The sequence below is a fragment of the Peribacillus sp. SIMBA_075 genome (assembly GCF_046534585.1).
The window spans coordinates 23,887-37,315 of record NZ_JAWRYN010000046.1 but is presented as its reverse complement, the minus strand read 5'-3'; the positions used below and the strand labels follow the sequence as shown (position 1 = coordinate 37,315).

Sequence of the window (13,429 nt, the reverse complement as noted above, 5' to 3'; positions counted from 1 at the left end):
ACTCGTGAATTTGGATCAAATACTCGTGAAATTAGGTCGTTTACTCGTGAATTTAGTGGATTTACTCGTGAAATTGGATCAAATACTCGTGAATTGATCTTTACTTGCCTGAATGAGCAGCAAACTCATGAGATAAGAACGTTTACTCGTGAAATAAGTGGATTTACTCGTGAAATTGGATCATTTACTCTGAATTTGATCTTTACTTGCCTGAATGAGCAGCAAACTCATGAGAAAAGAGCGTTTACTCGTGAATTTGGATCAAATACTCGTGAAATTAGGTCGTTTACTCGTGAATTTAGTGGATTTACTCGTGAAATTGGGTCATTTACTCGTGAAATTGGATCAAATACTCGTGAATTGATCTTTACTTGCCTGAATGAGCAGCAAACTCATGAGATAAGAGCGTTTACTCGTGAATTTATTTGTGTATCAAGTCCTAATATATTACCAGATACGTTAACGTCAAGATCGAGCTTTTATATGATGTGGATGGAAGCATAGATGTCTTTTATTCAATCCAGCGTATAGCGGATTAATTAGAAAAGCGATCAAGATCAATATAGGGGTTGCATTAGCTAAGGGTTGCAAGTATAAAGGACTTGTCAGCATTGATAAAGAATTATATATAGGTGCATTGGACATAAAGGGGGAGAATGAGATGGATTTGAGATACCCGATTGGAAGGTTTCAGTTTGATGGGGAAATTACTAGTGGTGTGGCCGAGGGCTGGATCAAGGAGATTGAGGCTTTGCCTGGAATGCTGCGGGAGGCAGTAGGCAGCATGGATGATGAACAGCTTGATACGGCTTATCGTCCTGGAGGATGGACGGTCCGCCAAGTCGTGCATCATGTTGCTGATAGTCATATGAATGCGTATATTCGCTTTAAATTGGCCCTTACGGAAAATAGCCCGGTCATTAAACCGTATGAGGAGGGGCGATGGGCAGAGCTGCCTGATTATGATTTGCCGATTGATATTTCTTTATCACTAATCGAAGCGGTACACACCCGCTTAGGCAAACTTTTATCACGCCTTCATGCAGACGACCTGAACCGGGCATTCATCCATCCTGATTCGGGAGAGGTGACGGTCGGTGAAAATATTGGCATTTATGCATGGCATGGCCGCCATCATCTTGCTCACATTACTTCTTTATCAAAGCGTCCGGGGATGGTGAATATAACTGTATCTCCTGAAAGTGAGTGAAAACTGTGAGTGCTGATGTGAGAGTCGAAAGTTTAACATCAATTGGAGTCTGTCTTAATGAGCTTTCGGACCTTTTGATGCAGGTGGTGGAAGATGGCTTGTCCATTGGTTTTTTCCACCCATGAAACGGTCTTTAGTCCATTCCTATTGGGAGAGTGCCATAAATCCTGATGTGATTCTATTTGTCGCTAAATGGGTGAGACAGCCGGAAGTGTACAGTTACATGTATGCTCAAAGCGGAACGGGGGCAATCGGGCGGAAATGGCAAAATTAATGACGCATACTGAGTATAGACGAGGGCGTTCACTCATGCAGCAGGCTGAGGAGTGGCAAGGAGGGACGGACATTATAGGTCCTTGATGCAAGGGAAGTTTCCTGTATCTCAAAAGGAGAATTCCATCCTACCATTTTTTATCATAAAAATCAGATCTAGTAGGCCGGAACATTTGGACGAATTGAATGGGGAGGAATGTGTATGCAAGCTGTAATCAAAAAAGAAGGAAATGGGATCATCGCAAGATTCGATCGCCAGCTCGATCATTCGGTGGAAAAGGTATGGGGTGCTTTAACTGAGAATGATCAGGTGGAAAAGTGGATGTCCAACCTGGAAATGAAGGACCTTCGAAAAGACGGGACCATAAAATTCAATATGAATGATGGGTCAGGGGACTCCTTTGATATGAAGATAAGGGATTTTCAGGAATCTGCCGTTTTAGATTTTGAATGGGGTGACGGCTGGGTTCGTTTCGAGGTATCCCCTGAAAAGGATGGATGTTCATTAGTATTGAAAGAATCCATCCGGCCAGTTAATGATCATACATCAAAAGATTTGGCAGGCTGGCATGTTTGCCTAGATATGTTAAGTGATTTACTGGCTGGTCAATATAAGGATTTTCCAATGGATGAATGGGAAAAATGGCATAAGGAATATACGATCGCCGTCAAACGTATTGATGGATGAATGGCATGCAGGCTGATACATAAGGATTATAATAGACGCAATGGGTCAGCCATTCACCAAGGCGACTAAAAGGTAAGGGAAGGCACTTGCTTTTATGGAAATGATCAGCATCAATCAGCAGACCGGCATATCATCAGTCGGTCTGCTTTTATTTTGGCGCAATATACGCAGCAGCTTACACAGCTAATAAATGATTTGGAGCATACGCTGGGGGAATTCCAGATAAAGAATGAGAAGACCGGAAACATAAGCTTTGCAAAAAGGGAGGCCACCAAAGTGGTTTTCCCTTTTTTGTGGGGGTGCGATGGACCGCCATTTTATCATTCTGTAGGCACCTAACCATGATTCTTGGAAAGGGCATCTCTCTTTAGTGGACAAAATGACTAGAAGTACAAAGGTACAATTTGGAGGGACTGGTTATATATCCATGCTTTTTTTACAAAGGTGAATAGTATATAGGAATCGGACAAGTAGGGTCCAATGGCTCAAGGCCCAAAAAGGAGAGAACAACATGCATTTCGAAATTGGAATGACTATTTTTGTGTTCGTCATGACCATGATAGTTATATTATGGAGGCCAAGAGGAATAAATGAAGCATGGCCAGCTTCAATCGGTGCTTTAATAATTTTACTGACTGGCATAGTATCCCATGGCGATATTTTGGATATTATCAATAAAATCGGGGGCGCATCGATCACCATCATGGCAACGATTGTCATGGCTGTCATCTTGGAAAGTTTTGGATTTTTTCACTGGGCGGCTGCAAGACTTGCCAGCCTTGCTAGAGGATCGGGGTATCGCCTGTATTGGTACATTCAATTGTTGTGTTTTTTAATGACCCTGTTATTCAATAACGACGGCAGCATCATGATTACGACCCCCATCTTGATCTTGCTTCTGAAAAATCTCAGATTAAAACCGCATGAGGCCATCCCGTATCTTTTGAGTGGGGCATTGATTGCAACAGCTTCAAGTGCGCCTATTGGCGTGAGTAATATTGTTAATTTAATCGCATTGCAAATCGTGCATATGACGCTTTATATGCATACTGCCATGATGTTTGTACCTGCAACTTTGGGGTTGCTCTTCATGTCATGGTTGATGTTCGTAGTTGTCAAGAAAAAATTGCCTAAGAAATTACCGGATATTTCTTATGACATTGAGGAAAGTTTCTTCACTAAGAATTTCCATCCTTTAAAGGGGAAAATGTCGGTTGAAACAAAAAGGCAACGCACAAAGTTCATGTTGAAAGTATTGCTCTATGTGTTCGTGGTGCGCTGTTTACTCTTTGTAGCTTCTTATTTTTCCATTCCAATCGAGTGGGTTGCTGTACTTGGTTCTTTATCTTTACTGGTCTGGAGATGGTATCATTTACGGACAAATCCTGTCGATATCTTAAAAAAGACCCCATGGCACATCCTGATATTTGCATTCTCCATGTATGTCATCATTTATGGTCTCCACAATGTAGGACTTACAACCATATTGGTAGAGATATGCGAACCGATTGTTAACCAAGGGTTAATGAGTGCGAGCCTTGTAATGGGAGGGTTGGTTTCGATCCTATCAAACATCTTCAACAATCATCCGGCATTAATGATAGGCACCATTACCTTAACGGAAATGGGACTTGATCCAATCACCTTAAAAACCATCTATCTAGCTAATATAATCGGTAGTGACATGGGATCATTGTTATTGCCCATCGGTACTCTTGCCTCGCTTATCTGGATGCATATCCTGAAACAGAACAAAATGAAAATAAAGTGGAAAGATTATTTAAGCGTATCCCTGATAGTCATACCCATAACAACAGTGGTGACACTGCTATTATTATATTTTTGGGTGCAAATGATTTTTAGCTGAATAAACCCCTAGGAGGAGATAGTAATGAGTGATGCTGTTGCATTACTGGGTAAACAGATTGATGTTCAAATCTCAGGAAAAAAAACTTACAAAGGAATTCTGACTGATCTGAGCACGGATATTCTAGTGTTGTTCAATGGACAGCGGTATTTGTATTTTCCAATGCTGCATGTCCATAGATTCAATCTGAGTACAGAGATTGATAGCGAGATTAAATATCCTATTGAGTCCCCCATGATGGAAGAGATGGCGTCCATTTCCTATCGTAAAACATTAATGAATGCAAAAGGGGTTTTTTCAGAAATCCATGTTGCGGGACATATTCCTTTACACGGTTATATCACAAATGTTTTCAATGATTACTTTGGGTTCTACTCGCCTGTATATAAAATGATGTATGTATCGCTGCACCACCTTAAATGGCTTACTCCGTATTATCCACATGCCACACCATACACCCTCAATAAAGAGAGTTTCCCCATAAACCCGACAGGTGTGCCAATGCTTCGTTCTTTGGAGGACCAATTAAAGAAAAATGCAGGAAAGCTTGTAGTATTTGATGGGGGAGAGGATCCTATGAAAATCGGTGTGCTTAAAAAGGCTGAAAACAACTTGGTTGAGTTAACGACAGCTAGTGGGGATGATGTGTTTTTGAAGCTTTCACATATTAAAACCGTGTATATGCCTTAGATTAATAGAAATGGGGGGAAAGCCAATTATGCTTGCCCCTCATTTTCATCTTCTGCTAGATGATGGGGGATACCAACGGATTCGGGTTCCTGATTAAAAATCCATCGTCTTCGTAATCAATTTCAGTTTGATCTGTAAAATGGGAATCCGAGGGGTCAATCAAAATTTTAATATCGTGTAAAACAAGTATTTCCTCTTGCTCCTTTTTCGAGCTTGCCAAGCTTAAAGAGTAATTCATCTGGTTACAGCAAGTTCTGTTTATACCAAACCTCAAATACGTTTCCTCTCCAAAGCTATGTTGTCTATCTTTAATTGCCTGCCGGGCTTTCCCTGTCAGTTTTATCAAGATGTTCACTCCAATGTCGTTAGGCTGTTCATAAATAGGGCGAGCGGTATATGTACCACTTTATCAACGTTCGATCTTCACGGTTAAAGGAGCACTGGCGTACAAATAAATAAATTTCGCTGTTCCATAATCCTTTGGATTGCTCCATTTCCACTATACATTAAATCCCTCCCTGTTAAGAAGGGTAATTTTGAAAGCGGTTACAACGCGACTTCAGTGCGGGTATAATGATTCATCTTAGATCGCATCATTGATTGCTACCATAAAAAATGATTATTTTTCGCGAAAAAAATAGGCTAAAAGCTTTATGTCGTTCACCGATAATACTATTGCGATGAGTATAAAGGTATATTCATATTGGTTGAAAGTAGGTCTAAAGATTCGAAAATGTTGCTTTGTTTTTGGAAAATAGTGAATTTTAAAATATTTAAGCAGATAAAGGAAGGGTTAAAATGTTTAAAGGAAAATTAAGCTATATGGTAATTTTATTGGTATTCATGGTTAGTTTCACTTTTTTACCTGGTTTAAAGGTCGAGGCGGCAGATCATGTGCATACTGTAATTTCTAATGAAACGGTGAAATCGATTGCCAAGACTTATGATATATCGAAGGAACAATTAATGAAAACGAATGGTTTACCGGATGATCAGTTATATGTGGGCCAAAAGTTGACGATCATTCAAACTGCTTATACTCCTTCCATTTATCAATGGTCGGAGAGAGGAAAACAAATTGCGAACTATGCGAAAACCTTTGTAGGGTTTAAAAAGACAGCAGGAGAAGAGACGCCTGAAAAAGGGTTTGATTCCAGCGGACTGATTCATTGGGTGCTTTCCCAGCAAAGTGTGCCGATCGACCGTTTAACAGTAGATGGCTTTTATAAACAAGGGATGGATACCACCACTCCGAAAACTGGAGATATTATATTCTTCCTGGAAAAAGACAGCTTAAAGGTTGTGACTGCAGGTATTTATCTTGGCGAAAACCAATTTGTCAATTCTGGATATGGTGCAGAAACGGTTCAGGTTAGATCCAGCACAGAAAATTATTTTGCAAAATACCAAATTGAGTATAAAACATACACTCCTAAAGGAGAACATATCGTCCGAAATGGTGAAACGCTTAAAAGTATTTCGGAAAATTATGGCATTTCCGTGAATACGATTAAAAATCGTAACGCTTTACCGACTGATGAGTTGATGCAAGGACAGTATCTACAACTATACAGCAACCCGTTGTATCCGTTTTATGTAAACCAAGAAGCTGCATATGATAAAGCATATGATGTAATTAAGTATGGATACACCCTACGCGGATTCACCTTTGTTTTTGGGGAGGAGGATCCGATGATCGGAATGGATTGCAGCGGCTTCATCTATTGGGTCATGAAAGAGCAGGGCCTTTCAGTAAAACGAGGTTCCGCAGCGGACTACTACTCATTGCTGCCCAAAATCGAAGAACCAAAGGCAGGGGATTTAGTATTTTTTAGGGACACAGGTACAAGGCTGGGTGTAACCCATGTAGGCATTTACCTAGGGGATGGCCGTTTTCTCCATACAACGGAAAACGCAGGCGTTCATATTTCCAACCTTTCATCAGCTTATTTTGCCGAGAAGTTCGAAAGTTTCGGTCAAGTTAAAGGCCTTATGAACTAAGAAGAATAGGAAGCCTGCTTGAGTGTTGCTGGTAGCCTCTTTTAAAAAAGACGATAGGGAAGATCATTCAACCTGTTTATATTCCAGAGTCGCTTTTTCAAGGGCACGAACGAACCGATTAAAAAGATCCAAGGGCTTTACCCTGTTTTTACTGGTAAAGTCATTACCTTTGAATAAGCTTTTTCTAAGCTTCGTCGAAAGCTCCAATTGCACGCCTGCACCCGTTTTGGATGTGTTGGTAATGTTGTTTCCATTCATGCCTGAAAGGTGCTGCGGTGCGTCTTCAGTTTGAAATCCAGCTTCATTGAGTGAATGTTGAATCAAGTTCTTATAGGGTTCATTCCGTCCTCCAATGTACACCAGCGCGTTATGAACGTCGTAGTGGCCATGGATGGAAAGGATGGTCTGTGCGTTCGCTGCCATTGAAACGCCGATCGGTTCATTGAATAACTTGGATGTTATATGAAGTACCTGGTTTCCTCTTGGTTTAAGACCTTCGAATAGATATGTGCTTGCACAAAGCCTTTCTCCAAGGGCGGCAGCAATCTCGCTAGTGCCTGGTTCGATATTCCCGCCATGTATGGCTAAGACTGCAATATCAGGTATCCTATGATGAACGATGATGCGGTAATCGAGGTATTCGTGTTCATTTTGCTGCAGTTCAGCAAAATCAGTATAGCTTTTCATGGTTATCCTCCCGTATCTGTAGCCTATTTATATTCTATACCCGTTGAAAGCAAAAATAAAAAAAAAGCGGGGATGCCCCAGCTTTTTTTTTATTTTTCGATAGTCGTATATTGTTCTATTTTCTTTTGCTCATCGGGTGTTAAAGTTTCCGTGCGTTTGAACATATTACTGGTCACAAGCAGGGCTGCTATAAGAACTACAGGTATAACCCAGCTTGTTATTTTTTTTACGATATTCATATTCTAAGTCCCCTTATGCATTACTAAAGTTCATATGGTATTTGAAAGGAGAAGCTGGATAAGCATTTTTATTGCCGCGCTTTCCAGCTTCCATGTCTTCTTTTATCTCCAGCTCCGGATAGTCGTCCGTCTTTCTCGTTTTTAACGAGTACTTGAACCCCGCCATAATACATGGGTGAAATCTTCTGAATGACTTCGTATCCTGAATTTTCTAAGTCGGATATTATTTCATTCGAAAGCCTGGATTCCGTATAAATTTTCTTTCTATCAAAGACGAACCGATTACGGTCGATGATATCCTGAAATGAGCCTTCATTCTCTGTATATGAATAAAGGACCTGCATCAATACTTGAGGAATCCTATCACCGCCGGGTGAGCCGATCCCAATCGATTCCTTCCCTGGTTTCTTAAGAATGGTTGGTGCGGTGAAAGTTCTTGACCGTTTATATGCCTCTTGAGAATTCAGGCCGGCCCGGAAATTTTTCAATTGATCGTTAAGGAAAAAGCCATTCGTATAGTCACCAGATCCGAAAAAGTTACTGAGTGTATTTGTTGTGGAAACGACAGTGCCATATTTGTCCATGATCACAAAATGTGTCGTGCTTTCATGTTCTTCGGAACCAAACGATTCCTCATTTTTCCAACTTCCACTATTGATCTTATTTTTAAGATTATTCAAGTGAATGGGGGAGAGCAATTGTTCAGCCTTAGAGTGACTTATTCCATCACCAGTATGTGCTGATCGATCTTGATAAGCGGTATTTGTGATGCCACCCAGGATTTTCATATAATCTGATTTGCTTGAAGACTCGCCCAGGTTGGTTTCCTCGGCGAGCTTTAACATTTCAAGAACTGTAATCCCGGAAAAGGGAGGAGGGGCTGTATAAACGTCATAACCGGCAAATGTTCCTTGGACCGGGGTACGTTCTTTCACCTCATAGCGCTTTAAATCCATCAAGTCGATGTCTGTTTTTCTTTTAATATCCCGTGCAATTTTCCCTTTATAAAAACCATCAGGACCTTCCTGTTGAATCTTCTTCAATGTTTTAGCAAGTCTTTTTTGGATGAGGGTTTTGCCTGGTTCAATGGCATCACCATCAGGATAAAAAAGTGAAGTGTTATCGGAATAGACCCTTGGCTGAGCTGCTTCTAAGCGTGATGATAACGTTGCGTCCACTTTAAAACCTCCTTCAGCCAAATCTATCGCCGGCTGAAGAAGATCTGCCATTGGTACGCTCCCGTACTTATCGCTTATAACCTGCATGCCGGCCACTAAGCCAGGAATCCCCGCATTGTGTCTTGAACTTGGATCTTCCGGAGAGGATTCACGATAATCGATAAAATTGGGGTCTCCGGATCCAGGGGTAATCAGCATACCGCCGCCGCCACCCACGCCAGATCCAAAAGGTTCGACTACACCTAATACATAGGATACCGCAATTGCGGCATCCGCCGCTGTTCCGCCGTTATCCAATATTTCCATCCCGACATCTATTGCGATTGGGTTTGAAGAACTGACCCCATATGATTGTTCCGTTTTACTCTTTATCGGATCATTCGTGTCAGAAATAGGGGGTGTCTTCGAACATCCAGCTAAATATATGAGCATGCAAAGGGAAATGAATACTTTTCCCGTCATACGATTAATCATCGATTATTCCCCCTGTTCGTTGAGCTTCCAAGTTGTTTCACTTTTCACATAGTATCCAATCGTTCCTTACTGAATGGGTTGTATGTTCTGTGGTGTAGCTTTTACTTCTTGTTTCTCTTGTGCAGCTTTCTTTTCTTTTGCTGCTTTTTCTTCTTGTGCAGCTTTCTTTTCTTTCGCTGCCTTTTCTTCTTGCTCACGTTGAACTTTATGGTCGATTACTTTCTTGTGATCCAATGTAATCTCGATGTGATCCTCTTTTTTCGACCATTGGGCTTTTTCACTTGTTTCCTTCGTCAACTGACGGTAAACACGTGATTTGTCGATTGAAGAGGTAGCTGGCCTTGGTGTTGCTTCTTCAATTTGCAGTGGAACGACATCGACCGTAGCTTTTCCGTCTTTCGCTAAATGGTATTGAACCATTGCTGAATCCTTCGTGCGTGTCCAGCCTTGATCGAATATGAAGTTTCCTAAGCTATAGAAAATGACTCCATCTTTATAAACATCAAACGATTGAAGCACATGGGGGTGATGGCCGATGATGATATCAGCTCCCGCATCGATTATTGCTTTAGCCAATTCTGTTTGACGAGCGGTTGTAGATGTTGAATACTCTATTCCCCAGTGAACATTCACCACAACCAAGTCTGCGTTGCCTTGCTTGGCATCCTTTGCTTTTTCAATCATTTCAAATAATAAATCAGGGTTGGTGTTCAATATCCCGGCTTTATTACTTTTTGGCACGGCATCCTTACCATAAACATCTGTAAAGCCAAGTGTTGCGACACGGACGCCATTAACATCCGCATAGTCGATGCTATTTTTAGCTTCGGCAGTGTTCGATCCAACACCGACATAGTTCATATCTGCAGTTTTGAATTCATCAATCGTGTCAAGCAGTCCTCGTTCTTCGAAGTCCATCATATGGTTATTGGCCAAATTCATCACAGAGAAGCCAGCATCTTTAACGGCTTTCACACCACTATTATTGGAGTTTAACCTGATGGCCGTGTCTGCTTCCTTGTAGTTGGATGCCTCTTCTTTTAAAACGGGATGTTCATAATTCCCACTGACATAGTCTGAAGCGGCAAAATAGGGTTTCATATAACGGAAGAGGTAATCATACCCGTGCTTTTCCGTCACTTCTTCAACATAACGTCCCATCATCACATCACCGACCATTGTCATCGTCAATGGTTGATCAGTTTTTGAAGCAGGTGTTTTCACTTCTTCAGCCCGTCCCATCCAAGTGGTAATGACTAAAGCGATTAGTAATATAGGTAGTATGATTCCAGTGTATTTAAGATTCTGTTTCTTCGTACGTTTAATAAAGATAAGTGTTTTTTCTTTTGCATTTAAAGTCCGTTTCATTTTTTGCACCTCAGAATAGGTAGTACACGTTCATTAAACCGAAAGTTAAGCCGGATAATAAAAGCGTGCTGCCAAGTGTCAATGGCATTCCTTGTCTTTGAATGGTATTCGCTATCAATCCGGGTACGATTATACCGATTCCCCGAAACTCGAATATTTCAAATGGCATGACGGGGTAGACCATGTCCAATAGGAGTTTCAGGCAAATCCCGGTCACCATCATGGCTGCGAATTTTCTTCTTCCATATAAAATCACCCATCTTGAAAGGCCGTGAGTGACGATTAAATAAGTTACTACACTAATGACCAAGATGACCAGCATGATTTCCCATTGATCAAATACTAATGCCAAATAACCTGGCACAATAAGTCCTGCGGGTACGACACCCGTTTTTTCTGAAAATATAAGGCTAAGCGTTACTCCCAGTACTAGTGCTACATATAAATCCGATCCAAACATTAAGGTTCCTCCTACTTAACTTGCTTTCTGCTTTGTTTTAGATTTCATGAATGCTTCAATTAATGGTTCCGCTGCGCCGTGAATATTCCCGACACCGTAGACGATGCGATTTTTCATCAATGGGCGGAGACGGGCCACGATTTCTTCAGTTGACCAGTTTTCCAAATCCCAATATTCTTTTGTATCCAAATTACCTTGCTCGAATACCTTTGTTATTGGTGATGTAGTTTCACCAATGGCAATGACGATTTCAGATTTAATGTAAGGCAATACATCTCTTGCAAACTGCTCTGTACGGTCCACACGGTCAGCACGGCAGTTCATGATGACGATAGGAGGTTCTGAGCTGTATCCGAACGTTTTGACACGATCCCAGATGTTCAGCGTCGATGCCGCGTCGTTTGCAGCAAAGCCATTGACAAAGAAAGTTGGCTTGACTGGATCTCCAAATCTGGTGATCCGCATGGCCCCTGGATCTGGATGCGCATTTAACATGCCGCGAAAAGCTGTTTTTTCATCAATGCCTAAAGCTTCTGCAACAGCCAAAGCCAGTGATGCGTTATCCGGAAATACCATATAATCGAATTCGCGCAAGAAGTCTTCAGAGATTCTTGAATTATCTGCAACGATCACTTTTGAGTTGCGTTCTTTGGCAATTTTCTTGAAGAAGTCCAAATATTCACTTTCAATGGTAATCAAGTGACCATTATAAGGGATTGTAGCTGTAAAGGCTTCTGCAACCTCATCCATTGTCGGTCCCATGACATCCATATGGTCTTCTAATACATTCACGATGACCCCAATGTTTGCTTGGATCATTTTATTTTGGAAGATTAATTGATAGTCAGGCTGTACGGCCATACATTCACAAACAAGTGCTTCCGTTCCTAAATCTGCTACTTCTTTAACTACACGCCGTTGTTCTCCAATGTTCGGTCCCTCTGGGCGGCGTTTAATCGGTTTTTCTTTGTCGGTAAACCAGTAGATCATTCTAGCTGATGTTCCGGTTGTTTTACCTACTGTTTTGTACTTAGCTTCCTGGATCACACCTGTTATTAGACGTGTTACAGTCGATTTGCCTCGAATACCGTTTACATTCACACGTACCGGAATGGAATCGAGACGCTTCTGATGGCGTCTTTGTTCGAAGATGCCATAGCCAAGTAAAAAGATCGCACAAATAAATATTGGTGCCATTTTTTAACCTCTCTTTTTTTAAATATTTGATTTACTGAATACACACTACATGATTTTAAACTTAATAGGCAAGAGCCAATTATTCTATCGTAATATAACAGTTGTCAGCTTTTTGCAAAAAATGTATATAGGAGTGTAATAGTATCTAATGGAATAAAATGTTTTATGAGTCCAAAGATATGGAGAAAGTCGAGTAAAACCTTGATTTATTTACACTAAAATATGGAAAGTTTAATAAATGGCCATTATGAATACAATTAAAATAGTTTTATAGGCATTTGAACCCGATTCTTAATATCTGTATTTGGATAATGAATTGTTATTAAAAGTGAGGTTTATTACAATTTATTGATTGTTTATACCCATTAATTTGACCTAAACGTTACAATATTTACGTATTTGTCATTCAATGTAAGATGGTGCATCTATAGACACATGTAGTCGGACTTTTATGAATATGACCAAAGATGAGTAAAAGAACACATCTCTTTTTTTGTAAGTTTTGGGTATTTTTCTAGAAAAATACCCGTGGGCCTATATTGTGACTTTTACCTAAAACATGAAATAAACTAAGGTTAATCCAATTTATTTAAAAAATACCTAGTTACTTCTATTAATATAGTGTTAATAGAAAAAAGAAAAATAAAAAAAGCTCAGAAGTATATCTGAGCTTTCGGCTTTTATATTTTAAAAGAATGATTTGGGTAATGAATCTCCGTTTATCATGGAGAATGCGACGTTTGTAGGGTATAAACTACAACATTAGTAGCTTATTTTTTGAAGGAATCAGGTTAACTGGATTTTTTTCTGTCAGAAATTTCAATGTTGGGGCCTTTTTTACCGCCTTCAATCACATAAAGTCTAGGAGCTAATCTCCTCCTACCTTGATTTTCAGAATTCATCTTCATATAATTTTCGTATTCTTTGCGAAAGAATTTGTTGTTTTTCCGATCTAGTGCTTTTCTTTCGTTAAAATCTGCCATGAATTTGAAAAAACGTTTCATATGAATTCCTCCTTATGGGGTTAAAAGGTCTTGGTTTAATAGTAACACATTGTTGGTGAAATTTAACCTTTTTTTACAATTTTGGAGTGAAAA

The 13,429-nt window shown here is 40.3% G+C and carries 15 protein-coding genes; 7 read left to right on the top strand and 8 right to left on the bottom strand.

The window, feature by feature from the left end; all coding sequences use genetic code 11:
* The 6 genes from SB775_RS23050 to SB775_RS23025 form a co-directional block, all read left to right on the top strand.
* Positions 1–504 (top strand): hypothetical protein (locus tag SB775_RS23050; protein ID WP_410863517.1); only part of this gene is annotated, 504 nt, incomplete at its 5' end.
* A gap of 157 nt (positions 505–661) precedes the next feature.
* Positions 662–1,210 carry a YfiT family bacillithiol transferase gene (locus SB775_RS23045; protein ID WP_317778920.1) on the top strand — a complete coding sequence of 183 codons (549 nt, stop codon included), beginning with the start codon at positions 662–664 and terminating at the stop codon, positions 1,208–1,210.
* Positions 1,211–1,331: 121 nt separating this feature from the next.
* Positions 1,332–1,484: a hypothetical protein gene (locus tag SB775_RS23040; RefSeq protein ID WP_410863516.1), complete on the top strand. Its 153-nt coding sequence runs from the start codon at positions 1,332–1,334 to the stop codon at positions 1,482–1,484.
* 201 nt (positions 1,485–1,685) lie between these two features.
* Positions 1,686–2,171, top strand: coding sequence for an SRPBCC family protein (locus SB775_RS23035; RefSeq protein WP_410863515.1), 486 nt, complete (start codon positions 1,686–1,688; stop codon positions 2,169–2,171).
* A gap of 511 nt (positions 2,172–2,682) precedes the next feature.
* Positions 2,683–4,038: an arsenic transporter gene (locus SB775_RS23030; RefSeq protein ID WP_410863513.1), complete on the top strand. Its 1,356-nt coding sequence runs from the start codon at positions 2,683–2,685 to the stop codon at positions 4,036–4,038.
* A 24-nt stretch (positions 4,039–4,062) separates the two neighbouring features.
* Positions 4,063–4,728, top strand: coding sequence for a DUF2642 domain-containing protein (locus SB775_RS23025; RefSeq protein WP_410863512.1), 666 nt, complete (start codon positions 4,063–4,065; stop codon positions 4,726–4,728).
* Positions 4,729–4,783: 55 nt separating this feature from the next.
* Here the strand turns inward: SB775_RS23025 and SB775_RS23020 are convergent, their stop codons facing one another.
* On the bottom strand, positions 4,784–5,074 hold the full coding sequence (locus tag SB775_RS23020; protein WP_410863510.1) for a HesB/IscA family protein: 291 nt from the start codon (positions 5,072–5,074) through the stop codon (positions 4,784–4,786).
* A 452-nt stretch (positions 5,075–5,526) separates the two neighbouring features.
* Between SB775_RS23020 and SB775_RS23015 the strand changes: the two genes are divergently transcribed.
* On the top strand, positions 5,527–6,729 hold the full coding sequence (locus SB775_RS23015) for a C40 family peptidase (protein WP_410863508.1): 1,203 nt from the start codon (positions 5,527–5,529) through the stop codon (positions 6,727–6,729).
* Between the two features lie 63 nt (positions 6,730–6,792).
* Here SB775_RS23015 and SB775_RS23010 read toward each other — a convergent pair whose 3' ends face one another.
* The 7 genes from SB775_RS23010 to SB775_RS22980 all read right to left on the bottom strand — a co-directional run bounded on the left by SB775_RS23010 (position 6,793) and on the right by SB775_RS22980 (position 13,336).
* The gene (locus SB775_RS23010; protein ID WP_410863507.1) at positions 6,793–7,416 is read right to left on the bottom strand and encodes a poly-gamma-glutamate hydrolase family protein; all 624 of its coding nucleotides are present in this window, start codon (positions 7,414–7,416) and stop codon (positions 6,793–6,795) included.
* Positions 7,417–7,505: 89 nt separating this feature from the next.
* Entirely contained in the window at positions 7,506–7,655 is a 150-nt protein-coding gene (locus SB775_RS23005) for a CapE family protein (RefSeq protein WP_167555997.1), read from the bottom strand.
* A 68-nt stretch (positions 7,656–7,723) separates the two neighbouring features.
* Positions 7,724–9,307, bottom strand: coding sequence for a gamma-glutamyltransferase family protein (locus SB775_RS23000; protein ID WP_410863506.1), 1,584 nt, complete (start codon positions 9,305–9,307; stop codon positions 7,724–7,726).
* Positions 9,308–9,373: 66 nt separating this feature from the next.
* Positions 9,374–10,675 carry a CapA family protein gene (locus SB775_RS22995; protein WP_410863505.1) on the bottom strand — a complete coding sequence of 434 codons (1,302 nt, stop codon included), beginning with the start codon at positions 10,673–10,675 and terminating at the stop codon, positions 9,374–9,376.
* 10 nt (positions 10,676–10,685) lie between these two features.
* Positions 10,686–11,135 carry a poly-gamma-glutamate biosynthesis protein PgsC gene (pgsC, locus tag SB775_RS22990; RefSeq protein ID WP_061464491.1) on the bottom strand — a complete coding sequence of 150 codons (450 nt, stop codon included), beginning with the start codon at positions 11,133–11,135 and terminating at the stop codon, positions 10,686–10,688.
* Between the two features lie 15 nt (positions 11,136–11,150).
* Entirely contained in the window at positions 11,151–12,332 is a 1,182-nt protein-coding gene (gene pgsB / locus SB775_RS22985) for a poly-gamma-glutamate synthase PgsB (RefSeq protein ID WP_410863503.1), read from the bottom strand.
* Between the two features lie 791 nt (positions 12,333–13,123).
* Complete coding sequence (locus tag SB775_RS22980) at positions 13,124–13,336, bottom strand: hypothetical protein (protein WP_089364740.1); 213 nt, start codon at positions 13,334–13,336, stop codon at positions 13,124–13,126.
* Between the last annotated feature and the right edge of the window lie 93 nt (positions 13,337–13,429).

Coding starts and splice junctions, on each gene's coding strand:
- pgsC (WP_061464491.1), bottom strand. CDS start 11,135: ATGTTTGGATCGGATTTATATGTAGCACTAGTACTGGGAGTAACGCTT.
- SB775_RS22995 (WP_410863505.1), bottom strand. CDS start 10,675: ATGAAACGGACTTTAAATGCAAAAGAAAAAACACTTATCTTTATTAAA.
- SB775_RS23030 (WP_410863513.1), top strand. CDS start 2,683: ATGCATTTCGAAATTGGAATGACTATTTTTGTGTTCGTCATGACCATG.
- SB775_RS23010 (WP_410863507.1), bottom strand. CDS start 7,416: ATGAAAAGCTATACTGATTTTGCTGAACTGCAGCAAAATGAACACGAA.
- pgsB (WP_410863503.1), bottom strand. CDS start 12,332: ATGGCACCAATATTTATTTGTGCGATCTTTTTACTTGGCTATGGCATC.
- SB775_RS23035 (WP_410863515.1), top strand. CDS start 1,686: ATGCAAGCTGTAATCAAAAAAGAAGGAAATGGGATCATCGCAAGATTC.
- SB775_RS22980 (WP_089364740.1), bottom strand. CDS start 13,336: ATGAAACGTTTTTTCAAATTCATGGCAGATTTTAACGAAAGAAAAGCA.
- SB775_RS23040 (WP_410863516.1), top strand. CDS start 1,332: ATGAAACGGTCTTTAGTCCATTCCTATTGGGAGAGTGCCATAAATCCT.
- SB775_RS23005 (WP_167555997.1), bottom strand. CDS start 7,655: ATGAATATCGTAAAAAAAATAACAAGCTGGGTTATACCTGTAGTTCTT.
- SB775_RS23025 (WP_410863512.1), top strand. CDS start 4,063: ATGAGTGATGCTGTTGCATTACTGGGTAAACAGATTGATGTTCAAATC.
- SB775_RS23045 (WP_317778920.1), top strand. CDS start 662: ATGGATTTGAGATACCCGATTGGAAGGTTTCAGTTTGATGGGGAAATT.
- SB775_RS23000 (WP_410863506.1), bottom strand. CDS start 9,307: ATGATTAATCGTATGACGGGAAAAGTATTCATTTCCCTTTGCATGCTC.
- SB775_RS23015 (WP_410863508.1), top strand. CDS start 5,527: ATGTTTAAAGGAAAATTAAGCTATATGGTAATTTTATTGGTATTCATG.